Below are 23,019 nucleotides of genomic sequence, written 5' to 3' on the forward strand. Positions count from 1 at the left end.
GCGTCTAGTCCGCCGGCCCGGCGACGCACAACGGTTCGAGCGCCGCGCGCAGCCCCGCGGGCAGATTCACCGGACGGCGCGTCGCGCGATCCACGTAGACGTGCACGAAATGCCCCTGCGCAGCGGGCTCGGCATCGCCGTCGCGGAACAGTCCGACCTCGTAGCGCACGCTCGACGTGCCGAGCCGCGCGACGCGCAGGCCTGCTTCGATACGATCGGGAAACACGAGCGGCGCGAAGTAGTTGCACTGCGTCTCGACGACCAGCCCGATCGTCGTGCCATGCTCGACATCGAGCACGCCCGCGCGGATCAGATACTCGTTCACGACGGTGTCGAAATAGCTGTAGTAGACGACGTTGTTCACGTGGCCGTAGACGTCGTTGTCCATCCAGCGCGTGGTGATCGGCAGGAAATGCGGATACGCGGCGCGGCCGGCGGGGGCGGGTTTGTTCATCGGGCGAGGCGGTCGGTGGATGCGAGGTGGCTCGGTTGCGGTTTCAGGGGCCGGGCGGCCCCTTCTCGTTTAGCGCGCTTCAGTGCTGGCGGCTCCGTCACAACGACTCGGTCAGCATGCGGCGATAGTCGTCGGCGCTCGCCTCGCGCGGATTCGTGCGATGGCAATGGTCGAGCAGCGCGCCCTGCACGACCTTGTCGAACATGCTTTCGTCGACGCCCATCTGCCTGAGGCCGGTCGGCAGACCGAGCCGCGCCGTCACGTCGAACAGCGCCTGCGCGAGATGCGTATGCTCGGGCACCCCCATCACGCGACGCATGCGCGCATAGCGACGCTCGGCCACCACGCTCGGCGCGCGCTCATTGAAGCGCAGCACCGCGGGCAACACGACCGCGTTCAGCGTGCCGTGATGCAGCGACGTGCGACCGTTCACCTTCAGGCCGCCCAACGGATGCGACAGCGAATGCACGCAGCCGAGGCCCTTCTGAAACGCCATCGCGCCCTGCATCGACGCGCTCATCATGTTCAGCCGCGCCTCGCGATCCTGGCCGTCCGCGCACGCGCGCTCGATGCTGTGCCACGCGCGTTCGAGGCCGTCGAGCGCGATGCCGTCGGCGGGCGGATTGAAGGCCGGCGCGAGGAAGGTCTCGATGCAATGCGCGATCGCGTCCATGCCGGTCGCGGCGGTCAGTCCCGGCGGCAGGCCGAGCGTGAGACCCGGATCGCACAGCGCCGATTTCGGCAGCAGACTCCACGAATGAAAGCCGAGCTTGCGGCCGTCGTTCAGGATCACGATCGCGCCGCGCGCGACTTCGCTGCCGGTGCCGGCCGTGGTCGGAATCGCGATCAGCGGCGCGACGGCGTCGGTGATCTTCGCGCTGCCGCCTTCGATCGTCGCGTACTGCGTGAGCGGTCCAGGATGCGTGGCCGCGATCGCGACGCCTTTCGCGAGGTCGATCGACGAGCCGCCGCCCACCGCGATCAGCCCATCGCAGCCCTCGTCGCGATACAGCTGGGCGGCCGCGAGCACCATTTCCTCGGTCGGATTCGACGGCGTGTCGTCGAACAGCGGCACGTCGCCGAGCTTCAACGCGTCGAGCGCCTGTTGCGCGATGCCGGCCGCGACGACGCCCTTGTCGCTGATCACCAGAGGCCGCTTGATGCCGATGCGCGCGCACTCGGACGACAGCTGCGACAGTGCTTCGTAGCCCAGATGAATATGGGTCAGGTAGTAGATATAGGCCATGCCGTTGCTTCTCCCTGAGCGTGCGCTCATTGACCGCTGCTTGACGTGGATGATCGGTTCGGTGACGCGTCGATGGGTGGGCTGTGTCGGGTGGTGTTGGGTGCGCTGGAGGCTGTCTCTATGTTGTCTGCTTCATCCGCGTTGTCTGTGTGCTGGCCAATGTTGCGGCTCGATGGGCGCAGCGCTTCACTGCCCCGGCCGCTCGACGAACTCGAACGGCAGACCGCGCCGCCGCATCCATTCGCCGAGCGCTTGTCCCGTGCCCGCGCGCCACGGCCGCAGCTTCGCGGGCTCGACGAGCCGGTATTCGAGCAGTTCGGGCGACAGCGCGATCGTCCCGTGCGCCTTCACGTGGTACGCGATGATCAGCTCGTTCTTGCGGATGAATTCGTAGACGCCGATCAGCTCGACCGACTCCGTGTGCAGCGACGTCTCCTCCATCACTTCGCGCGCGATGCCCTGCTCCGGCGTCTCGCCGTTTTCGAGGAAGCCGGTGATCAGCGCGAACATGCCCTCCTGCCATGCGGCATTGCGCGCGAGCAGAATCTTGCCCTCGTACTCGACGATCGCGGCGACGACCGGCAGCGGATTGTTCCAATGGACATAGCCGCACGCGGTATCGGGACAGCTCTGACGGACGCGGCCGCCCTCGTGGTCGGGGTCGACTCGCTCGGTCAGGGGCTTCGCGCAGCGGGGACAGAATCGGTACTCGGTCATGGCGGGGGACGTCTCTTTGGTCTCGTGTTTTTGACGGATCGGAGTTCGGGTGCGGCTGGATGATGGGGTTCGGTGACGCTACGCGCGCGCGGCGTGGGTGGTCGGCTGGATTCCAACGACCTCACACGCGCTTTCCATCATGCGACGCATAGTTCGCGCACGTCGGCGGCGAAACGCTCGACCGTCTCGGGCTGCGTGTCCCACGCGCACATCAGCCGGCAACCGCCCGCGCCGATGAACTCGTAGAACTTCCAGCCGCGCGCGCGCATCGCCTTCGCGGCAGGCGGCGGCAGCTGCGCGAATACCGCGTTCGATTCGCTCGGAAACATGATGCTCACGCCCGGGATTTCCTGCAACCGCGTCTCCAGCAGACGCGCCATCGCGTTCGCGTGACGCGCATTGCGCAACCACACGTCGTTGTCGAGCAGACCGAGCCACGGCGCTGAGATGAAGCGCATCTTCGATGCGAGCTGACCCGCCTGCTTCAGCCGATAGGCGAAATCGTCGGCGAGCGCGCGGTCGAAGAACACCACCGCCTCGCCGACCGGCAAGCCGTTCTTGGTGCCGCCGAAGCACAGCACGTCGACGCCCGCGCGCCATGTGATTTCCGACGGATGCACGTCGAGCGCGGCGACCGCGTTCGCGAAACGCGCGCCGTCCATGTGCACCTTCAGATGACGGCGCTTCGCGATCGCCGCGATCGCGCGCACTTCCTCGACGCTGTAGACCGTGCCGACCTCGGTCGACTGCGTCAGCGTGACGACCTTCGGCTTCGGATAGTGGATATCGGCGCGCCGCGTGACGATGGCCTCGATCGCATCGGGCGTGAGCTTGCCGCCGATGCCGGGCGCCGTCAGCAGCTTCGAGCCGCCTGAAAAGAACTCCGGACCGCCGCATTCGTCGGTCTCGATGTGCGCGAGTTCGTGGCAGATCACCGAGTGGTACGACTGGCACAGCGACGCGAGCGCGAGCGAATTGGCCGCCGTGCCGTTGAACACGAAGAACACTTCGCAATCGGTCTGGAACAGCTCGCGCAGACGGTCGCAGACCTGGTTGGTCCACGAGTCGTCGCCGTAGGCCGGCTCGTGGCCGCTGTTGTTGGCGGCGATCAGCGCGTCGAGCGCTTCGGGACAGATGCCGGCGTAGTTATCGGACGCGAAATGTTGCATGGTCGAGCGACGCGCCCGGCGACGGGCGCATGGGAATGACGGGAAGCGGTCATTTTAGTGCGCTCGTGCGAGTTTTGTTTTCGAGTCTTAGCTGCAACCGCAATCCGGCATGCGGCCACGGCGCGGGCCACGCGGCACGCGCGTCACTGCGATCAGTCCCGTCGCCCCCGCCAGCAGCGCGCCGGCGGCGAGCCACAGCGCCAGCGAAAACGATCCCGTGTGCGCGGCAATCGGCGCGGCCACCAGCGGACCTGCGATCTGACCGATGCCATAGGCCGCCGTCGCATAACCCATCAGCCCGGCCGCGTCGTCGCCGCGCAGACGCCGCGCCTCGCGCATCGCGAATAGCGTGATCGCGGTAAACGGCAGACCGATCAGGATACTGCCGAGCGAAAACCCGCCCGCCGTCGGCCACACGATGCCCAGCGCAATGCCGAGCGCCTGCAGCACATACGAGCCCGCGAGCAGCGCGCGGTTGTCCCAATGCACGGGCAAACGCGCGGCGAGCAGCGCGCCGACGATCAGCGCGGCGCCGAACATCGGCCAGAACAGGTCCGGCCACGCCGAGCCCGGCAATGCGTGGCGCGCGATGACCGGCAGAAAGGTCGCGGTGATGATGTAGCCGAAGCCCGGGATACCGTAGAGCAGGACCAGCCAGAACGCGTCGGCGCGGTGGATGGGATGGCGCGTCTGACTGCCGGCCGTACGGGACGGCTGTTTTGCGCTGGCGTGCGATCCGGAGGCGGGTGTTGCGGCGAGTTTTGCGGCGGGTGATGCGGTTGTGGAGCTTGCAACGGCAGGCTTCGCCGTACCCGCACGCCGCGCATCCCCGAACACCGGCCACACCAGCACCGACAGCACCGCGCCGATCACGGCAAAGCCGATCCATCCGGCCGCCGCCCCATAGCCGCCCGCGACACTGACCAGCAAACCGGTCCCGACGATCCCCACGCCCGGCCCCGTATAGATGACCCCGCTCCACGCATGCGCGCCGAGTTCGGCGAGCCGGCGCAAGCCCCACTGCGACGCGAACACGAAGGTCCATGCGCTGACCGCACCGGCCACGAAGCGCACCAGCGCCCACACCCAGAACTGGCCGGTGACGCCCATCGCGAGTGTCAGCAGCACCGTTGCGACGAGTCCGACGCGCACCATGCGCGCGGGGTCGGCGCGCAGCGCCGCGCACGTCATCGCGCCGGCGAAATAGCCGGCGTAGTTGAATGACGCGAGCCAGCCGCCGTGCTGGATATCGAGATGCGGCTGGCCGAGCGCGGCGCCGTGCAGCATCAGCGGTAGCAGCGGCGTAAACGCGAAGCGCCCGATGCCGAGCGCGACGGCCAGCGTCACCATGCAGGCGAGCGCCGCGCGCCGAGCGGCGTGAGGTTCATGAAAGCGTGGGGACGCGTGGGAAGCAAGGTCGTTCATGATCGGACGGTCAACGGCGATGATATGAAACCATGTTAGCTTGACCTTTCGATCACGAAAAATGAATAATTAGAATGTCAATCATCGCCGGGAGAGAATCATGGATCTGGCCGCTCTGACCATTTTTCGCGCGGTTGTGCGCGAAAACGGCGTGACGCGCGCCGCCGCGAAGCTCAATCGCGTGCAATCGAACGTGACCACGCGCATCAAGCAACTCGAGGAGCAGCTCGGCACCGAGCTGTTCATCCGCGACGGCCGCCGCCTCGTGCTGACGCCGGCGGGTGAGACGCTGCTGCCCTACGCGGAACGGCTGCTCGCGCTCGCCGACGAAGCGCGGCACGCGGTGCGCGAGGATCGTCCGAGCGGGCGTCTGCGTTTGGGCGCGATGGAAAGCGTGGCGGCGACGCGTCTGCCGGGCCTGCTCGCGCAATATCACCAGCAATGGCCGGCCGTCGCGCTGGAGCTGGAAATCGGCACAACCGGCAAGCTGATCGAGCGAGTCCGCGAGTTCGAGGTCGATGCCGCACTGGTCGCCACGCCGCTCGATCCCGCTTCGCTCGGTGAGCTGTTCGAGACCGTGCCGGTGTTTCGCGAGGAACTGGTGATGCTGACGCCGCGAGGTCATCGGCCGATTCGCGAAGTGCGCGACATCGCGCTATCGACACTGATCGCCTTCGAGCGGGGCTGCGCTTACCGCGCGTATATCGAAAAGTGGTATCTGGAGCACGGCGTACGCCCGGCACGCGTGCTGGAGCTCGGCTCCTATCACGCGATCGTCGCGTGCGTGGCGGCTGGCGCGGGCGTCGCGGTCGCGCCGCGCTCGGTGCTCGATCTGCAGAGCGATACGAGCAATATCGCGGTTCACGAGTTGCCCGAGATCGGCGTGCTCGACACGCTGCTGGTGTGGCGACGCGGACATTTTTCGTCGGCGCTCAATGCGTTGCGGCGCACGCTGGTGGCGTCGCAGGAAGGGGCAGACGGTACGGCCGACGCAGATTTGCCGGCAGCGGGTGCGGCGGTGTCGGTGAAGGCGAACGTCGTCTGATCGTTGAATCCGCGCCGGCAACCACACTCGACGCGACTCGATCGGCTTCAGCAAAAACGAAGGGGCCACGCAACGCGCCAACCCTGCTGGCGCGCCGCGTGGCCCCCCGGTCGAACCCGGCTCGACGGCAGGTCAAGCCGGACTCAACGGACCCTCACAATCAAAGCTGCCCTTCGACCCAGCCCTTGACGCCCGCGAGCGCCGCCGGCAGGTTGGCCGGCTCGGTACCGCCAGCCTGCGCCATGTCCGGACGGCCACCGCCCTTGCCGCCCACCTGCTGGGCCACGAAGTTGACCAGTTCGCCCGCCTTGACCTTCTTGCTGGCGTCGGCGGTCACACCGGCGATCAGGCTGACCTTGCCGCCTTCGACCGACGCGAGCACGATCGCCGCGCTCTTCAGCTTGTCCTTGAGCTTGTCGACCGTTTCGCGCAGCGTCTTCACGTCCGCGCCTTCGAGCGTCGCCGCGAGCACGTGCACGCCGCCGATTTCGATCGCCTGGCCCGCGAGTTCGTCGCCCTGGCTCGACGCCATCTTCGACTTCAGTGCGCCCAGTTCCTTCTCGAGCGCCTTCACCTGGTCCTGCACCTGGCCGATGCGCTGCGTGAGTTCCGCCGGTTGCGCCTTCAGCACGGCCGCGGCCGCGTTGACGCGCGCTTCGAGCTCCTGCACGTAGCGCACCGCGTTGTCGCCCGTGATCGCTTCGACGCGACGGATGCCCGCCGCTACGCCACCTTCCATCACGATCTTGAAGAAACCGATGTCACCCGAACGATTCACGTGCGTACCGCCGCACAGCTCGCGCGAGAAGCCGAGGTCGAGCACGCGCACTTCGTCGCCGTACTTTTCGCCGAACAACGCCATTGCGCCGCCCTTCACCGCATCGTCGTACGACATCACGCGCACGATACCGGGCGCGTTCGCCAGCACCTCGGCGTTGACGATTGCCTCGACGCGGCGGATCTGTTCGTCCGTCATCGGCGCGTTGTGCGCGAAGTCGAAGCGGGTCTTGTCGGCGTCGACGAGCGAGCCCTTCTGCTGCACGTGCGAACCGAGCACCTCGCGCAGCGCCTTGTGCATCAGGTGCGTGGCCGAGTGGTTGCGCGCCGTGCGGGCGCGGCGCACCGCGTCGATTTCCGCCTTCACGACGTCGCCGACCTTCAGCGTGCCCTGCTCGATCGTACCGTGATGGCCGACCACGTCGGCCTGCACCTTCAGCGTATCGGCAACCGCAAAGCGCGTGCTGGCGTTCGCGAGCACGCCCTGGTCGCCGACCTGGCCGCCCGACTCCGCGTAGAACGGCGTGTGATCCAGCACGACGACCGCCTGCTGGCCGGCCTGCGCCTGCTGCACCGACGCGCCGTCCACGTACAGCGCGATGACCTTCGCGTCGTCGAAGACGATTTCTTCGTAGCCGTGGAACGTGGTCTTCGCGCCCGAGTATTCGAGGCCCTGCGCCATCTTGAACTTGCCCGCCGCGCGCGCCTGCTCGCGCTGACGCGCCATCGCGTCGTCGAACGCGGCTTCGTCGACCGTGACTTCGCGCTCGCGGCAGACGTCCGCGGTCAGGTCGAGCGGGAAGCCGTAGGTGTCATGCAGCTTGAACGCGAGTTCGCCGTCGAGAGTCTTGCCACCGCTTTTGCCACCCTTCGCGTCGAGATCGGCCAATGCGGCTTCGAGAATCGACATGCCGTGCTCGATCGTCTCGAAGAAGCGCTCTTCTTCCTGACGCAGCACGTCGGTCACGCGCTGCTCGGCCTGCGCCAGTTCCGGATAGGCTTCGCCCATCTGCGCGACGAGGTCGGTCACGAGGCGATGGAAGAACGAACCCTTCTTGCCGAGCTTGTAGCCGTGGCGGATCGCGCGGCGCACGATACGGCGCAGCACGTAGCCGCGGCCTTCGTTGCCCGGAATCACGCCGTCGACGATCAGGAACGAGCACGCGCGGATGTGATCGGCGATCACCTTCAGCGAGTTGTTGCCGAGATCGGTCACGCCGGTTTCACGGCCGGCGGCTTGAATGAGCGCCTGGAACAGGTCGATCTCGTAGTTGCTGTGCACGTGCTGCAGCACCGCCGCGATACGCTCGAGGCCCATGCCGGTGTCCACGCATTGCTTGGGCAACGGTGTCATGTTGCCCTGCGCGTCGCGGCTGAACTGCATGAACACGAGGTTCCAGATCTCGATGTAGCGGTCGCCGTCTTCCTCGGGCGATCCCGGCGGGCCGCCCCACACTTCAGGACCATGGTCGTAGAAGATTTCCGAGCACGGGCCGCACGGGCCAACGTCAGCCATCTGCCAGAAGTTGTCCGACGCGTAGCGCGCGCCCTTGTTGTCGCCGATGCGGATGATGCGCTCGACCGGCACGCCCACTTCCTTCGCCCAGATGTCGTGCGCTTCGTCGTCTTCCTGGTAGACGGTGACCCACAGCTTGTCTTTCGGCAGTTGGTAGACCCCGGTCAGCAGTTCCCACGCGTAGTGGATCGCGTCGCGCTTGAAGTAGTCGCCGAACGAGAAATTGCCGAGCATCTCGAAGAACGTGTGGTGACGCGCGGTGTAGCCGACGTTCTCGAGGTCGTTGTGCTTGCCACCGGCGCGCACGCTGCGCTGCGAGGTCGTGGCGCGAGCATACGGACGCGATTCCGCGCCGAGGAACACATCTTTGAACTGCACCATCCCCGAATTGGTGAAGAGCAGTGTCGGGTCGTTGCCGGGCACGAGGCTCGACGAACGGACGATCGTGTGGCCCTTCGATTCGAAGAACTTGAGGAATTTCTCGCGGATTTCAGCGGCTTTCATAGCGTGCGGGGGACGGGTCCTGACGGTTCCTGACGGAGACTGGCGGCCGGTGGGAGGCGCCAACTGACTGTTTCTTTAAACGACTGATTATACGGGATCGGCAAGCGCGCGCGGCACCGCGCGCCGCCTGCCTGGCCATCCGGCCAGCACGGCCTGCGCCCGATGCGACAGCCGCGTGTCCCCGCGCCCGAAGCGCGCTATGACGTCCGGCTGACTGCGCCCGCAAGCGGGAATCGCTTAAGATGGCTTCCACGAAACTTCGCGTGACAAGCGCATGGCAGCTCGCCGCGCGGCCTGCAACCATCAGGAGACATTGAAGAATATGGGCGCTCTCAGTCACATCCGCGTGCTGGATCTCACCCGCGTGCTCGCCGGTCCGTGGTGCGCGCAGACGCTCGCCGATTTCGGCGCCGACGTCATCAAGATCGAACGCCCCGAAGTCGGCGACGACACGCGCCACTGGGGGCCTCCCTATCTGAAGACGCCGGACGGCGCGGACACGCGCGAAGCCGCCTACTATCTGGCGGCGAACCGCAACAAGCGCTCGGTCACGCTCGACATCGCGTCGCCCGAGGGCCAGCGGATCGTGCGCGAACTGGCCGCGCAAAGCGACGTCGTGCTCGAGAACTACAAGGTCGGCCAGTTGAAGAAGTACGGCCTCGACTATGAATCGCTCAAAGCGGTGAAGCCCGACCTGATCTACTGCTCGGTCACGGGCTTCGGGCAGACCGGTCCGTATGCGCAGCGCGCCGGCTACGACTTCATCGTGCAGGGCATCGGCGGCTTCATGAGCATTACCGGCGAGCGTGACGGCCAGCCGGGGGGCGGTCCGCAGAAGGCCGGCGTCGCGATCGCCGACCTGATGACCGGCATGTACTCCACGATCGCCGTGCTGACCGCGCTCACGCACCGCGACCGCACAGGCGTTGGTCAATACATCGACATGGCGCTGCTCGATGTGCAGGTCGCAATGCTCGCCAACATGAACTCGAACTACCTCGCGAGCGGCCAGCCGCCGGTGCGCTGGGGCAACGCGCACCCGAACATCGTGCCCTACCAGACCTTCCAGACGAGCGACGGCTGGATCATCGTCGCAGTCGGCAACGACGGGCAGTTCCGCAAATTCGTCGAGGTGGGCGGCCGCCCGGAGCTTGCCGACGACGACCGTTTCGCGACCAACCCCGCGCGCGTGCGCAACCGCGAACTGCTGGTGCCGATGCTCGCGGCGATGGTCCGTCTGCAGGGCAAGCAGCAATGGATCGCGGCGCTCGAAGCGGCCGGCGTGCCGTGCGGGCCGATCAACAACCTCGACGAGGTGTTCGACAACGAGCAGGTGGTCGCGCGCGGCCTGCAGGTGGATCTGCCGCATCCGTCGGGCGGCACGGTCAAGCTCGTGCGCAATCCGATCAACATGACCGGCACGCCGCCGCAGGCGCTGAGCCATCCGCCGCTGCTCGGCGAGCATACCGAGCACGTGCTGAGCGACGTGCTCGGATACGACGCGCAGACGATTGCGGAGTTGAAGCGCAAAGCGGTGATCTGATCGATGCGGCGGCTGGAGCGGCTGAGGCGGCTGGCGCAGGCTGAGGCGTAAGGTCGATGTGCGCGCTGCGCAAGATGCTTCAGCGCCCCGCCGCCAGCGACGCTAACCAGCCCCGCCCCTCGTCCCAATCGTCGAGGCCGCTCTCGGCATTGATGTGGCCGCGCGCGCCGATCCCGATCCAGCGGCTGCCCCACGCGTCTGCGCAGGTTTGCGAGAACGGTACGCCGCCATACGGATCGTCGCTGCTCGCCACGACGATCGTCGCAAACGGCAGGCGGGTGAGCGGCACCGGCGCAAAACCGGTTGCGTCCGGCGGGAAATGCGCTTCAGCCGGATCGGGCACGGCGACCAGCAGAGCGCCGGCCACCTTCGCGAGCTGCGCCGCGCTCGCGTACTGAGAGGCCCAGAACGCGGTGGTCAGACAGCCGAGGCTGTGAGCGGCGAACACCACCGGCGCGTCCACGGCGTCGAGCGCCGCGGCGAGCGTGCGACGCCAGACGTCGCGCGAAGGGTGCTCCCAATCCGGCATCCGCACGCGGACGAACGCGGGATCGAGCGCTTCCCAGCGCGTTTGCCAGTGGCCGGGACCGGAGCCCAGATAGCCCGGCAGTACGAGTGTGGTTGGTTTTTGTACGCTCATCGCGCTCCCCGTGTTCGGCTTATCGACCGCTCGCGCGGTAGCGCGCGGCGGGCCGTCTACCGTATCACGCGTGCCACGCCGCCACCACGGGGATCGCTCGCGGGCTCGGGTGTGGTGCCGTCCACGCGGATCATCTGCACGTCGCCGTTGAACGACTGCTGCTCGACCGTATAGCCGAGCGCCTTCAGTTGCGCGGCGAGTTCATCCGGCGCCGGACGGTACGGCTCGAAGTAGATCGTCTTTTGCGGCAGCAACTGATGATGGAAACGCATCGCGGCGAGCGCGTCCGTCGCCGGCATGTCGAAGTCGTACAGATTCGTCATGACCTGGAAGATCGTAGTGAGGATCCGCGAGCCGCCCGGCGTGCCGATCACGAGTGCGATCTTGCCGTCCTTCAGCAGCAGCGTGGGGGTCATCGACGCAATCGGGCGGCGGCCCGCAGCGATCGTGTTCGGCTCGGCATCGGCACCGCCGGGAGTCGAGGCCGCGCCCGATGCACCCGATGCACCCGTCGCGCCGGCGCTGGCCGGCCTGGTCACGAAATCGTCCATCGCATCGTTCAGCAGAAACCCGCCGCCGTCCACCACCACGCCCGAGCCGAAATCGCCGTTCAGCGTGTAGGTGTTCGATACCGCGTTGCCCCACTTGTCGACCACCGAGAAATGCGTGGTTTGCGCCTTCTCCGTCGCCGCGGCACCGTCGACATCGGGTTTCACCGGCGCCGCGCCCGCCGCTTCGACAGGTTTGACTTCGGCCGCGCGCTGCGCGAGGTAGGCGTCGCCAATCAGCTTCGCGACCGGCACCGGCGCCGCGTCCGGGTCGCCGATATGGCTCTGCCGGTCCGCGAACACCCGATCCTCGATCTGCGCGATCAGATGGATGTACGGCGCCGAATTCAGCGCGAGACCGTCGAATGCCGGCTGCAGATCGGCCCGCATCTTCAGCATCTGGATCAGCCCGATGCCGCCCGAGCCCGGCGGCGGCGCGGTGATCACGCGGTAGCCATGCCAGTCGGCGGCGAGCGGCTCGCGCCACAGCGCCTTGTACTGGCTCAGATCCTGGCTGGTGATCAGGCCGTGGCCGTACATCTGCGCGGCGATCATCTGGGCGGTGCGGCCCTCGTAGAACTCGCGGCCGCCGTCGCTCGCAATCCGCCCGAGCGTCTGCGCGAGTTCCGGCTGGCGCAGCGTCGCGCCCGCCTTCAGGCCCGAGAAATACGCGTCGAAATTGGTCTTGCCGGAGAAACTCTTCGCGGCCGCGTCGCGCCGCTGCTGCAGCCGCGGATCGACCTGGAAGCCATCGGTCGCGTAATGGATCGCGGGTGCCAGCACATGCTTCCATTTGAGCTTGCCGAAGCGCCGCTGCGCTTCCCACATGCCATCGACGGTGCCCGGCACGGCCACCGCGCGATGACCCATCGTGCTCATGCCCGGCACCGCGTTGCCTTTGTCGTCGAGGTACATGTCGCGGGTCGCCCGCTGCGGCGCGCGCTCGCGATAGTCGAGAAAATACGGCTTGCCGTCGACCAGCAGCGTCATGAAACCGCCACCGCCGAGGTTGCCCGCATCGGGCCGCGTGACGGCGAGCGTGAAGGCCATCGCGACCGCGGCATCGACCGCGTTGCCGCCTTCGGCGAAGATCTGCTGCGCGGTGTCGGCGCTGTAGCTATCCGGCGCGGCGACTGCCGACGCATCGAGCGCCGGCTTCGGCGCGGGTGTTTTCGCGGCGGCGGACAGCGGCGCGGCCACGCTCACGGCGAGCGCGGCAAACCAGGCCGAAGCCAGCACGCGACGGGTACGGCGGGAATAACGGGCACTAGCCAAAGCGCAGGCGAAAGGCGCGCGGAACGCGCCGTGCGTCGGGACAGACATCCGTGAAAACTCCGGCAACGAGGCGAGCATGACGCACGAGCAGCGCAGCCTCGTGCAAGAAGATGAAGGACGGCGTGGACGGCTCGGGCAAGCCCGCCCACGCGAAGGCCCAGCGCAGGCGCGTGGGACTCGCGCAGCAGCGCATCCTAAGTCGCTGCGTCGCGCGTCGCCAACCCGTTTTACCTCCTGTTACAGCCCCGCGCGCCTGCTTGCCTGATGCCGGCATCCGCGCCAAACCCGCCCCGCCGTTGGCTGCGCGCCGCAAGCGCCTGCCGCGAGCCGCCTCGTCAGGTAGAATTGACGGCTAAGCGGGCGCATCGCGCGCCCCCACGGACTCTCATCTTCTCGCATGAATACCGAACGCAACGACGCGCCCGCGGCATCCAATTTCATCCGCAACATCATCGACGACGACAACCGCACCGGCAAATGGAGCCAGCGCGTCGAAACGCGCTTCCCGCCGGAGCCGAACGGCTATCTGCACATCGGTCACGCGAAAAGCATCTGCCTGAACTTCGGCGTCGCGCGCAGCTACGGCGGCGTGTGCCATCTGCGCTTCGACGACACCAATCCGGAGAAGGAAAGCGTCGAGTACGTCGAGTCGATCATCGACTCGGTGCGCTGGCTCGGCTTCGAGTGGGAAAAGAACCGCACCGAGCATCTGTACTACGCGAGTGACTACTACGACAAGCTGTACGAGTTCGCGGAGCTGCTGATCCAGCGCGGCCGCGCGTACGTGGACAGCCAGTCGGCCGAGGAAATCCGCGCGAACCGCGGCTCGGCCACCGAAGTCGGCACACCGTCGCGTTTCCGCGAGCGTTCGGCCGAGGAAAACCTCGACCTGTTCCGCCGCATGAAGGCGGGCGAGTTCAAGGAAGGCGAGCACGTGCTGCGCGCGAAGATCGACATGTCGTCGCCGAACTTCAACATGCGCGACCCGGTCATCTACCGGATCCGCTTCGCGCATCACTACCGCACCGGCGACGCGTGGTGCGTGTACCCGATGTACGACTACACGCACTGCATCTCGGACGCGCTGGAAAACATCACGCATTCGCTGTGCACGCTCGAGTTCGAAGACCATCGGCCGTTGTACGACTGGATCCTGAACGAGCTCGCCGAAGCCGGCATCTTCAAGCGTCCGCTGCCGCAGCAAATCGAGTTTTCGCGCCTGAACCTGACCTATGCGATCACCAGCAAGCGCAAGCTGCTGCAACTGGTCACCGAAGGCCATGTGGAAGGTTGGGACGACCCGCGCATGCCGACCATCGTCGGCGTGCGCCGGCGTGGCTTCACGCCCGAATCGATCCAGCTGTTCTGCGAGCGTATCGGCGTGACCAAGGTCGACTCGTGGATCGACATGAGCGTGTTCGAAGGCGCGCTGCGCGACGATCTCGACGAGAAGGCGCCGCGCATCGCCGCCGTGCTCGATCCGGTCAAGCTGATCATCGACAACTTCCCCGAACGCCTCACCGAACCGTGCCACGCACCGGTGCATCCGCATCACCCGGAACAGGGCCTGCGCGAGTTCCCGATTTCGCGCGAGCTGTGGATCGAGCGCGATGACTTCACGGAGACGCCGCCGAAGGGCTACTTCCGCCTGTTCCCGGGCAACAAGGTGCGCCTGCGCTACGGCTACGTGATCGAATGCACGCACGCGGACAAGGACGAGCACGGCAATATCGTCGCGGTGCATTGCAACTACTTCCCGGACAGCAAATCGGGCACCGAAGGCGCGAACAACTACAAGGTCAAGGGCAACATCCACTGGGTCAGCGCGGCGGCCGCGTGCCCGGCGGAAGTGCGCATCTACGACCGGCTGTTCAAGGAACCGCAACCGGATGCCGGCGGGCGCGACTTCCTCGAAGCGCTGAATCCGGACTCGAAGCGCGTGGTCCAGGCCTACCTCGAAACCGGCGCGCACCATGCGCTGCCGGAGCAGCGCTACCAGTTCGAGCGCCACGGCTACTTCGTTGCCGACCGCGTCGATTCGAAGCCGGGTAAGCCCGTATTCAACCGCATCGTCAGTCTGCGCGACAGTTGGGGCAAGCCGGCCTGAGCTCGCGTCAGCAACGGCCCGGCGTTGCCGGCCCATCCGGGTTGCAGGATGTTCGATCGACACTCACTGCGCGCTCGCCCGGGCGCGCCGGTCCGGGAGGTCCGATGATGGTTGCAGACCGCCGCGGGGAAAGGTCTGAGGTTACGCTTCGCGTCGCGCGGAGCCCACGCATGCCGCGTCTGCTGCGCGGCATGCAACGCGTGCTGCTTGCACTGGCCGCTTGCGGCGTGGTCGCGTTCGCCGGCCCCGCCCGCGCGGACGAGCTGACCGGCACGCTGAGAAAGATCCACGACGACGGCGTGGTCGTGCTCGGCGTGCGCGAAGCGTCGATCCCGTTCTCGTACTTCGACGGCAAGCGCACGGTCGGCTACTCGCAGACGATCGCGTTGCAGATCGTCGACGAGATCCGCAAAACGCTCGGCATGCCGCAGCTGCGGGTTCACGAAGTCACGGTGACGTCGTCGAACCGCACGCCGATGCTGTTGAACAACCAGATCGACCTCGAATGCGGCTCGACCACGCACACGGTCGAGCGCGAAAACGTCGCCGCGTTTTCGGACAGCTTTTTCCAGTACGCGGTGCGCATGATCACGCGCAAGAACAGCGGCATCACCGATTTCGCCGATCTGGCCGGCAAGCCGGTCGTGACGACCGCGGGCACGTCCGACGAGCGCCTGCTGCGCAGCCTGAACACCGACAAGCAGCTGAACATGCGCATCATGAGCGTGCGCGACCATCAGGACGCCTTCAACGCGATGAAGGACGGCCACGCGGTGGCGTTCGTGATGGACGAGCCGATCGTCTACGGTTTCAAGGCGACCGACCCGCATCCCGACGATTTCATCGTGACCGGTACGCCGCTCGGCTACGAGGTGTATGCGTGCATGTTCCGCAAGGGCGACGAGCCGTTCCGCGCGCTCGTGAATCGCGTGATCTCGCGTTCGCAGACCTCCGGCGACGCCGAGCGTCTATACCAGCAGTGGTTCACGCAGCCGATTCCGCCGCACGGCATCAACGTCAATTACCCGCTGTCGGAGCAGAACCGCGCGTTGTTCGCGCATCCGAACGACCGCGCGCTCGATTAAAGGCGGCGCGCGGCGCCTATAGCGACCGGTGCAGCTCCGCGAGCGACAGCGTCGTCTCGAAGAGCCGCGTCAGACTACGGCTCGCATAGCGCGGGATTTCATCGATCGACGCCCAGCGGTAGTCGTCCATTTCGGGGATCAGCGTGCCGTCCGAGCGGCGCGGAAACAGCGACGTGCAGATGCATGTGCTGAGATCGAGCTCGCCGGCGCCCGCGCGTGCCGCGAACAGATGCAGGTCTTTGTCGCGCCGGTAGACGAACAGGCCGAGATCCTTCAGGCGATCGGCCTCGAGCGCGATGCCGGTTTCCTCGACCAGCTCGCGCAGCGCGGTCACGTGCGGCACCTCACCCTCTTCGCCATGTCCTTTCGGAATGTCCCAGTGCGTCGTTTCGGTCGCGTGCGCGAGCAGCACGCGTCCGCCGGGATCGAGCAGCACGATCCCGCAGGAGACGATACGCGGGCTCATCGGACAGTCTCACTGCAGGCACGTCCGTCGCCGCACTCAAGCATGCTCAACGCTTCTGCAGCTGCCAGGCGCCGCCTACCTTGCAGAAGTTCGGACGCAGATTCATCGATTGCCCTTTCGCATTGAGGACGACCCCGAGGGTGCGGCAGGTGCGCCCACTGTCGGTGGAGGTACTGTCCATCGTGATGTTGGCGTCGATCCTCACGCTATTGCCGGTGCCGTCGTTGACCCACGTGAAGGTGTCGCCGTCCTTCCTGTCGTTGAGTGCGCTCATGACCGCCTGCTTGATCGAGTCGTTGTCGCGCTGATGCATGTAGGCGATCGGCGTGTCGTTCAGAAAAGCGAGGTTCGCAGCTTGCGCGCCGATCGCCGCGCCGAGCAGCAGGCCGGCGGCACTGAGGTGGAACAGCACACGGGTTCGCGTCGACATGAAGGACTCTCCTCGAAGTGTGCACCGCGCGCAACGGCGCCCGGCGGCTTTTGATCCTGACCTCAAAAGCATAGCATGCACACTTCGGCAGGCAGCGCGTCCTCGGGGCGGCCCTCAACGCGCGGCGGCCGTCCCCTGCAGGCGGAACATGTTGACGACGTCGCGCAGCATCTGCGCCTGTTCCTGCATCGATTGCGCGGCGGCCGCCGCCTGCTCGACCATTGCCGCGTTCTGCTGCGTGGTCTCGTCCATCTGCGCGATCGCGAGATTGACCTGCTCGATGCCGCGGCTCTGCTCGTCGGACGCGGCGGAAATTTCGCTGATGATGTCGGTCACGCGCTTCACCGCATCGACGAGCGACTCCATCGTGCCGCCCGCTTTCTCGACGAGCGCCTTGCCGCTGCCGACGCGCGCGACCGAATCCTCGATCAGCGTCTTGATCTCCTTGGCCGCATCAGCGCTGCGGCGCGCGAGATTGCGCACTTCGCCTGCGACGACCGCGAAGCCGCGGCCCTCCTCGCCGGCGCGCGCGGCTTCGACGGCCGCGTTCAGCGCGAGGATGTTGGTCTGAAACGCGATGCTTTCGATCACGCCGATGATATCGACCACCCGCGCCGAACTCGCCGCGATGCTCTGCATGTTCGCGACGACGTGCTGCACGGCCTCGCCGCCCTCGCCCGCGAGCTGCGACGCGGAGCGCGCCATGCGATTGGCCTGCAGCGCGTTGTCGGCGTTCTGCTTGACGGTCGCCGTCAGCTGCTCCATGCTCGCGGCCGTTTCGCCGAGCGACGAGGCCTGCTGTTCGGTTCGCGCCGACAGATCGAGATTGCCCGCGGCGATCTCTTCGGCCGCGACCGTGATGGTTTCGGTGCCGCCGCGAATGCGCCGGATCGCGTCGGCGAGGCGGCTTTGCATGCGTTGCATCGCGAACAGCATGCTTTGCTGATCGTCGCCGGTGAGTGCGACCGGGCACGACAGATCGCCGTCGGCGATGGTCTCCGCGACGCTCGCCGCATAGGCCGGCTCGCCGCCAAGGCTACGCTTCACGTTGCGGATGATCAGCACGAGCGCGAGGGTGCTGAAGCTGCCGATCACGAGGATCGTCAGCAGATAGCGCAGCAGGTCGGCGCGGAACGCCGCGTCGATGTCGTTCACGTAGACGCCCGAAATCAGATACCAGTCCCACGCCGCAAAGCGCTTGACGAAGCTGATCTTCGGCACGCGCTCGTTGTTGCCCGCGAGCCGCCCCATGTAATCGACGAAGCCCTGGCCCTGCGCCTGGGCGACTTTGACCATCTCGACGAACAGCAGCTTGCCGTCGCTGTCCGCGTAGTGAGAGACGTCCTTGTTGCGCAGATCGGCGAGCACCGGATGCATGATCACGACCGGCGTGGCGGTCGACACGATCATGTAGCCGCTGCCCGGATAGCGCATCACGGACAGGCGCGCCAGTGCCTGCTGCCGCGCCTGTTCGGGCGTCAGCTCGTGCTGGTCGGCGCGCTGCGCGTAGTCGGCGACGATGCCGTACGCGCTCTCGACGACGTTCTGCACGGCCGACTTGCGCTCGGCGAGCATCGTCGCGCGCGACTGCCACGCGGCCCAGCCGCCGAGGCCGAGCAGGCCGAGCCACGTAATCAGCAGCGCGAGCCAGAGTTTGGTGTTGAGGCTGAGTCGGTTCACGCGGGTTCCTCCAATCACGGCGCGTCAGACGGTTCTGTCGAATTAACGGCGTCAAGCGCGATTTCCTGAGTCGGGAAACACCCGAAGCGAGCCGTGCGCTGACGGCCCGACACGGCACGCGTGGCGGCCCCGGGTTCGCCCGCATCGGCTGTCGCGCCGCCAAAACATGCTGCTAAGATCCGTCGAGTGCATGATGAACGCCTGTCCCGGCGCAGCATTGTGTCGGCGGCAGCGCCCCTTTTGAGCCCTGGAGTCTCGAATGGAAATGCAAGCATCGCAAGCTCACGCGCGCGCCGCCGGCTGGGGATGTATCTGCCACAGTCCGTCCTTTCTGCGGCTCAACGCGCGTCTCGATCAACTGCGCCACGAGGCGCCCGATCAGTCGATCGAGCCGTCTTCCGATCACCCCTCTGCGTTCGCCTCTCACGGCATCCTGGCCAGTTGGGCGGCCGCGACCGGCGCGCCCGCGTCCGCCCCGCAGCCCGGCGCAGCGGCCGGCTCGAAGACGCAACCGCTGCGCGTCGCGTTCACGAACCTTCGTCTCTTCGACGGCAAGAGCAAAACGCTGAAGAGCGGCTATCGCGTGATCGTCGACGGCAACCGGATCGCCGCGGTCGAACCCGACGACGGCCAGACGCTCGACGGCATGCAGGTGGTGGACGGCAGCGGACATACGCTGATGCCGGGTCTCATCGATGCGCACGCGCACATCATGATGGCCTCGCTGTCGATGCCACAGCTGATGGTCGCCGACATCGGCTTCATCCACCTCGCCGCGGCGAGCGAAGCCGAACGCATGCTGATGCGCGGCTTCACGAGCATCCGCGACATGGCCGGTCCGGCGTTTTCGCTGAAGAAGGCCATCGACATCGGCATGATGCCGGGGCCGCGCATCTGGCCGTCGGGCGCGATGATCTCGCAGACCTCGGGGCACGGCGACTTTCGCATGCCGTTCGAGGTTCCGTCGTACGCGGGGCAGTCGCCTTCGCGCGGCGAGGTGCTGGGCGCCGGCGCGATCGCCGACGGCACATCCGAGATTCTCAAACGCGCGCGCGAGCAGCTGATGCTCGGCGCGAGTCAGCTGAAGCTCGCGGCCGGCGGTGGCGTTGCGTCCAGCTATGATCCGCTCGACGTGTCGCAATACACGGAGGCCGAGTTTCGCGCGGCCGTCGACGCCGCCGAAAACTGGGGCACCTACGTGGCCGTGCACGCGTACATGCCACGCGCGATCCAGACCGCGGTACGCGGCGGCGTGCGCTGCATCGAGCACGGCCAGCTGATGAACGAGGAAACCGCCAGGCTGCTCGCCGGCGAAGGCATCTGGCTCAGCCTGCAACCGTTTCTCGACGACGAGGACGCGATCTTCTTTCCGGCGGGATCGCCTAGCCGCGCGAAGCAGATCGAGATGTCGAACGGCACGGACACCGCCTACGCGCTCGCGAAGAAACACGGCCTGAAGACCGCGTGGGGTACCGACACGCTGTTCGACGCGAAGCTCGCGGCGCGCCAGGGCGCGCAGCTCGCGAAGATGACGCGCTGGTACGAAGCCGCCGACGTGCTGACGATGGCGACGAGCACCAATGCCGAACTGCTCGCGATGGCGGGCCCACGCAACCCCTACCCCGGCAAGCTCGGCGTGATCGAGGCGGGCGCGCTCGCGGACCTGCTGATCGTCAGAGGGGACCCGCTCGCCAATATCCAGTTGCTCGCCGATCCGGGCAGCAACCTCGCGGTCATCATGAAGGATGGGCGCATCTACAAGAACACGCTGGACGTGGCGTTCAACTGATCCGCGCAAGGTGCGAAAAGACAGCAAAAAAACAAAAAGGGTTACAGGCGCGGCCTGTAACCCTTCGATGATTCTGGTACGGCAGGAGGGGCTCGAACCCCCGACCCTCGGCTTAGAAGGCCGATGCTCTATCCAGCTGAGCTACTGCCGTATGGATCGATATCTGCATGCAACCGGCACTCGCAGCGAGCCGCCCGATTTGCCACAAACTAAAATTCTAACTGACCTGCAATCAACCGGGCCCGGATTATAACCGATCGCTCTGGCGCGCTCAGACCGGTTGCGGATGCAGCAGGAACCAGCCGAGGAACACGATACCGGCGATCGCGCAGTACACGCCGAACGACGCGAGACGTCCGCGGCCTTCGAAATAGCGCATCAGGAAACGCACGCTCAGGTACGCCGCGATCGCGGTCAGCACGCCGCCGAGCACCGCGTCGACAAGCTGGCTCGGCGCGTGAAGCAGCTTCGGCAGTTCGAGTACGCCAGCCGCGAAAATGATCGGCGTGCCGAGCAAAAACGAAAACTCGGCGGCTTTCTCGGTGGTGAGGCCGGCCGCATTGCCCGCGATCATCGTCAGGCCGCTGCGCGAGAAGCCCGGAATCAGCGCGCCGATCTGCGCGAGGCCGACGAAGAACGCCTGGCGGAACGTCAGCTTTTCCGGCGCCTGATGCGCGCGCGCGCGTTGCAGACGGTCGCCGAACCACAGCAGCCCGCCGTTGACGATCAACGCGATCGCGACGATCCGCAGATCGTGAAAAAGCGCCTCGAGGCGCTTTTCCAGCACGAGACCGACGAGGCCCGCGGGAATCGTGCCGATGATCAACGCCCACATCATGTGACCGTCGTCGTTCCGGCGACCGCCGAGCGACGCGAAGAACCCGCGCACCAGCGCGTACCAGCGCTCGCGGAAGTACCACAGCAGCGCGAACGCGGTGCCGAGATGCAGGGCTACGAGGAACGGCAGCAGTTGCGGTGCATGCTTATCGATATGCATGCCGAACACCGCGGGCACGAGCAGCGTGTGGCCGAGGCTGCTTACCGGAAACAGTTCGGTAACGCCTTGCAATACGCTCAGAAAAATCAGAAACAAGAGGTTCACGCGGCGGTCCTTGTAAGCAAAGTGTCATGGGACTGCGCGCCGCACGAAAGGAGAACGGCGCGTCAAAAGCGCACCGATTATGCCTGGCTGCAAACTCGACGCCAAGCGGTTAGGCCACATTCGGGGAAATAATGACGCGCCGCGTAACAACTCGACACCGTTGTCACACGGGAGCAAGAAAGCGGGCGGCGGATTCGTCGCGCGCGTGCTGCGAAAGACGGGGAATTAAACCGGCGGGATCAGCGCTTGAGCGAGTGGAAGAAGAAGTACGTGCTAGCCGTGAATATACCGAACAAGGCTACCGCCATTGCCATTGCGAGATCCATGATGCCTCCTGAGCCGATTCGCCCGGGAGTCGGATTGACCGGACGCGCAGACGGATTATCGTTAGGATTCGCGCTTTTCCGACACCCGCAATTTCCCGGGAAGGGTTTCCCCGTAGCGCAAAGCAGCGCAAAATCGCGGTTTCGCCGCGCCTGACGCAGTCGCTGCGAGTGGCGCAAAACGCCGCTTCGGTGCAGGCGCAGCGGCCGGCCCACGGCCACTTTGCGCGACCCTCAACCTCTATCTGGCTACCAATTGACCATGCCCCTCTCCCCGGAACAGGACATTCTCGAGATCGCCCAGGACGCCTCCGTGCTCCGCTTTTCGCCGCAGGCCGGCGGCCGTCTGCTGTCATGGACGATCGACGGCGAAGAGGTGATTCACTGGCCCGAGCATGCCGACTGGAGCGTGCCCGCGCGGATTCGCGGCGGCAATCCGCTGCTGTTTCCGTTTCTCGGCCGTCACCGCGTCGACGGCAAGATCGGCTATTGGCGCGACGCGCAGGGCACCGTGCGCGAGTTGCCGATGCACGGCTTCGCGCGCGACCTGCCGTTCGAACCCCACGCCGACGTGCATGGCGCCGGCCTGCGCATGGTCCTGACCGACAGCGAAGCGACCCGCGGCTTTTATCCGTTCGGCTTTCGCTTCGAGGCCGCCTACGAGCTTGTCGATCCGCGCACACTCGACGTGACGCTCACCACCACCAATACTGGCAACACGCGCCTGCCCTACTACGCCGGCCATCACTTCTACTTCACGCTGCCGCATACACAGCGCGCGCAGACGACGCTCGAGCTGCCGCGCACCGAGCGGTGCCGTCAGCTCGAGGACGGCTCGATCAGCCCCGCCGAGCCGGGTGAAGCGAGCTACACGCTCGACGAAGACCGTATCTACGACCGCTTCCATTGCCTGACCGGCACGCCGGATCGGCCGGTGCGGGTCGACGCGCCTGGCATCAACCGCGTGATCACGATCGATCTGCAGCGGCCGGGCTCGGTGCCCTGGTACTCGGTGACGACGTGGACCGAAACGCCGCAGTCGGATTTTTACTGTGTGGAGCCGTGGCTTGGGCTGCCCGATGCGATCCATAACGGCCGGGGTTTGCGCTGGCTCGAGCCGGGTCAGACCGAAACGGCGGCACTGCGCATCACTGTCGAGAAGACCAGCTGAGACGCTG

Annotated in this window: 18 protein-coding genes and 1 tRNA gene; 6 read left to right on the top strand and 13 right to left on the bottom strand. The window is 66.3% G+C overall.

The window, feature by feature from the left end:
• Window positions 1–4: 4 nt before the first annotated feature.
• The 5 genes from L0U84_RS14035 to L0U84_RS14055 form a co-directional block, all read right to left on the bottom strand.
• Window positions 5–454, bottom strand: a complete 450-nt coding sequence (locus L0U84_RS14035; RefSeq protein WP_233850615.1) for an acyl-CoA thioesterase — start codon at window positions 452–454, stop codon at window positions 5–7.
• 97 nt (window positions 455–551) lie between these two features.
• On the bottom strand, window positions 552–1,700 hold the full coding sequence (locus L0U84_RS14040; RefSeq protein ID WP_233852023.1) for an iron-containing alcohol dehydrogenase: 1,149 nt from the start codon (window positions 1,698–1,700) through the stop codon (window positions 552–554).
• 186 nt (window positions 1,701–1,886) lie between these two features.
• Complete coding sequence (locus L0U84_RS14045) at window positions 1,887–2,417, bottom strand: NUDIX hydrolase (protein WP_233850616.1); 531 nt, start codon at window positions 2,415–2,417, stop codon at window positions 1,887–1,889.
• A 137-nt stretch (window positions 2,418–2,554) separates the two neighbouring features.
• Window positions 2,555–3,586 (bottom strand): threonine aldolase family protein, encoded by a 1,032-nt coding sequence (locus L0U84_RS14050; RefSeq protein ID WP_233850617.1) that lies wholly within the window; start codon window positions 3,584–3,586, stop codon window positions 2,555–2,557.
• Between the two features lie 87 nt (window positions 3,587–3,673).
• Window positions 3,674–5,011, bottom strand: coding sequence for a YbfB/YjiJ family MFS transporter (locus L0U84_RS14055; RefSeq protein WP_233850619.1), 1,338 nt, complete (start codon window positions 5,009–5,011; stop codon window positions 3,674–3,676).
• 100 nt (window positions 5,012–5,111) lie between these two features.
• On the opposite strand from L0U84_RS14055, the gene L0U84_RS14060 reads away from it, so the two are divergent.
• Window positions 5,112–6,056, top strand: a complete 945-nt coding sequence (locus L0U84_RS14060; RefSeq protein WP_233850620.1) for a LysR family transcriptional regulator — start codon at window positions 5,112–5,114, stop codon at window positions 6,054–6,056.
• 160 nt (window positions 6,057–6,216) lie between these two features.
• Here the strand turns inward: L0U84_RS14060 and alaS are convergent, their stop codons facing one another.
• Complete coding sequence (alaS, locus tag L0U84_RS14065; protein WP_233850621.1) at window positions 6,217–8,853, bottom strand: alanine--tRNA ligase; 2,637 nt, start codon at window positions 8,851–8,853, stop codon at window positions 6,217–6,219.
• Between the two features lie 322 nt (window positions 8,854–9,175).
• Between alaS and L0U84_RS14070 the strand changes: the two genes are divergently transcribed.
• Window positions 9,176–10,396, top strand: a complete 1,221-nt coding sequence (locus L0U84_RS14070) for a CaiB/BaiF CoA transferase family protein (protein WP_233850622.1) — start codon at window positions 9,176–9,178, stop codon at window positions 10,394–10,396.
• Between the two features lie 79 nt (window positions 10,397–10,475).
• Here the strand turns inward: L0U84_RS14070 and L0U84_RS14075 are convergent, their stop codons facing one another.
• Window positions 10,476–11,036: an RBBP9/YdeN family alpha/beta hydrolase gene (locus L0U84_RS14075; protein ID WP_233850623.1), complete on the bottom strand. Its 561-nt coding sequence runs from the start codon at window positions 11,034–11,036 to the stop codon at window positions 10,476–10,478.
• A 56-nt stretch (window positions 11,037–11,092) separates the two neighbouring features.
• Window positions 11,093–12,907, bottom strand: a complete 1,815-nt coding sequence (ggt, locus tag L0U84_RS14080; RefSeq protein WP_233850624.1) for a gamma-glutamyltransferase — start codon at window positions 12,905–12,907, stop codon at window positions 11,093–11,095.
• A 349-nt stretch (window positions 12,908–13,256) separates the two neighbouring features.
• On the opposite strand from ggt, the gene L0U84_RS14085 reads away from it, so the two are divergent.
• A complete protein-coding gene (locus tag L0U84_RS14085) occupies window positions 13,257–14,966 on the top strand; it encodes a glutamine--tRNA ligase/YqeY domain fusion protein (protein ID WP_233850625.1) in 1,710 nt (569 codons plus the stop codon).
• A gap of 191 nt (window positions 14,967–15,157) precedes the next feature.
• Window positions 15,158–16,051 (top strand): transporter substrate-binding domain-containing protein, encoded by an 894-nt coding sequence (locus L0U84_RS14090; RefSeq protein WP_442794036.1) that lies wholly within the window; start codon window positions 15,158–15,160, stop codon window positions 16,049–16,051.
• 16 nt (window positions 16,052–16,067) lie between these two features.
• On the opposite strand, the gene L0U84_RS14095 is transcribed toward L0U84_RS14090, so the two are convergent.
• The 3 genes from L0U84_RS14095 to L0U84_RS14105 form a co-directional block, all read right to left on the bottom strand.
• Window positions 16,068–16,517 carry an NUDIX hydrolase gene (locus L0U84_RS14095; protein ID WP_233850627.1) on the bottom strand — a complete coding sequence of 150 codons (450 nt, stop codon included), beginning with the start codon at window positions 16,515–16,517 and terminating at the stop codon, window positions 16,068–16,070.
• Between the two features lie 46 nt (window positions 16,518–16,563).
• Window positions 16,564–16,947 (bottom strand): hypothetical protein, encoded by a 384-nt coding sequence (locus tag L0U84_RS14100; RefSeq protein WP_233850629.1) that lies wholly within the window; start codon window positions 16,945–16,947, stop codon window positions 16,564–16,566.
• Window positions 16,948–17,061: 114 nt separating this feature from the next.
• On the bottom strand, window positions 17,062–18,627 hold the full coding sequence (locus L0U84_RS14105; protein WP_233850631.1) for a methyl-accepting chemotaxis protein: 1,566 nt from the start codon (window positions 18,625–18,627) through the stop codon (window positions 17,062–17,064).
• A gap of 259 nt (window positions 18,628–18,886) precedes the next feature.
• On the opposite strand from L0U84_RS14105, the gene L0U84_RS14110 reads away from it, so the two are divergent.
• A complete protein-coding gene (locus tag L0U84_RS14110) occupies window positions 18,887–20,416 on the top strand; it encodes a metal-dependent hydrolase family protein (RefSeq protein ID WP_233850633.1) in 1,530 nt (509 codons plus the stop codon).
• A gap of 74 nt (window positions 20,417–20,490) precedes the next feature.
• Here L0U84_RS14110 and L0U84_RS14115 read toward each other — a convergent pair.
• Window positions 20,491–20,567: transfer RNA gene (locus L0U84_RS14115), tRNA-Arg, on the bottom strand.
• Window positions 20,568–20,687: 120 nt separating this feature from the next.
• Entirely contained in the window at window positions 20,688–21,518 is an 831-nt protein-coding gene (locus L0U84_RS14120) for an undecaprenyl-diphosphate phosphatase (RefSeq protein WP_233850634.1), read from the bottom strand.
• 585 nt (window positions 21,519–22,103) lie between these two features.
• Between L0U84_RS14120 and L0U84_RS14125 the strand changes: the two genes are divergently transcribed.
• A complete protein-coding gene (locus L0U84_RS14125; RefSeq protein ID WP_233850635.1) occupies window positions 22,104–23,012 on the top strand; it encodes an aldose epimerase family protein in 909 nt (302 codons plus the stop codon).
• The last annotated feature ends 7 nt before the right edge of the window (window positions 23,013–23,019 follow it).

The sequence above is a fragment of the Paraburkholderia sp. HD33-4 genome, assembly GCF_021390635.1.
Lineage (GTDB): Bacteria > Pseudomonadota > Gammaproteobacteria > Burkholderiales > Burkholderiaceae > Paraburkholderia.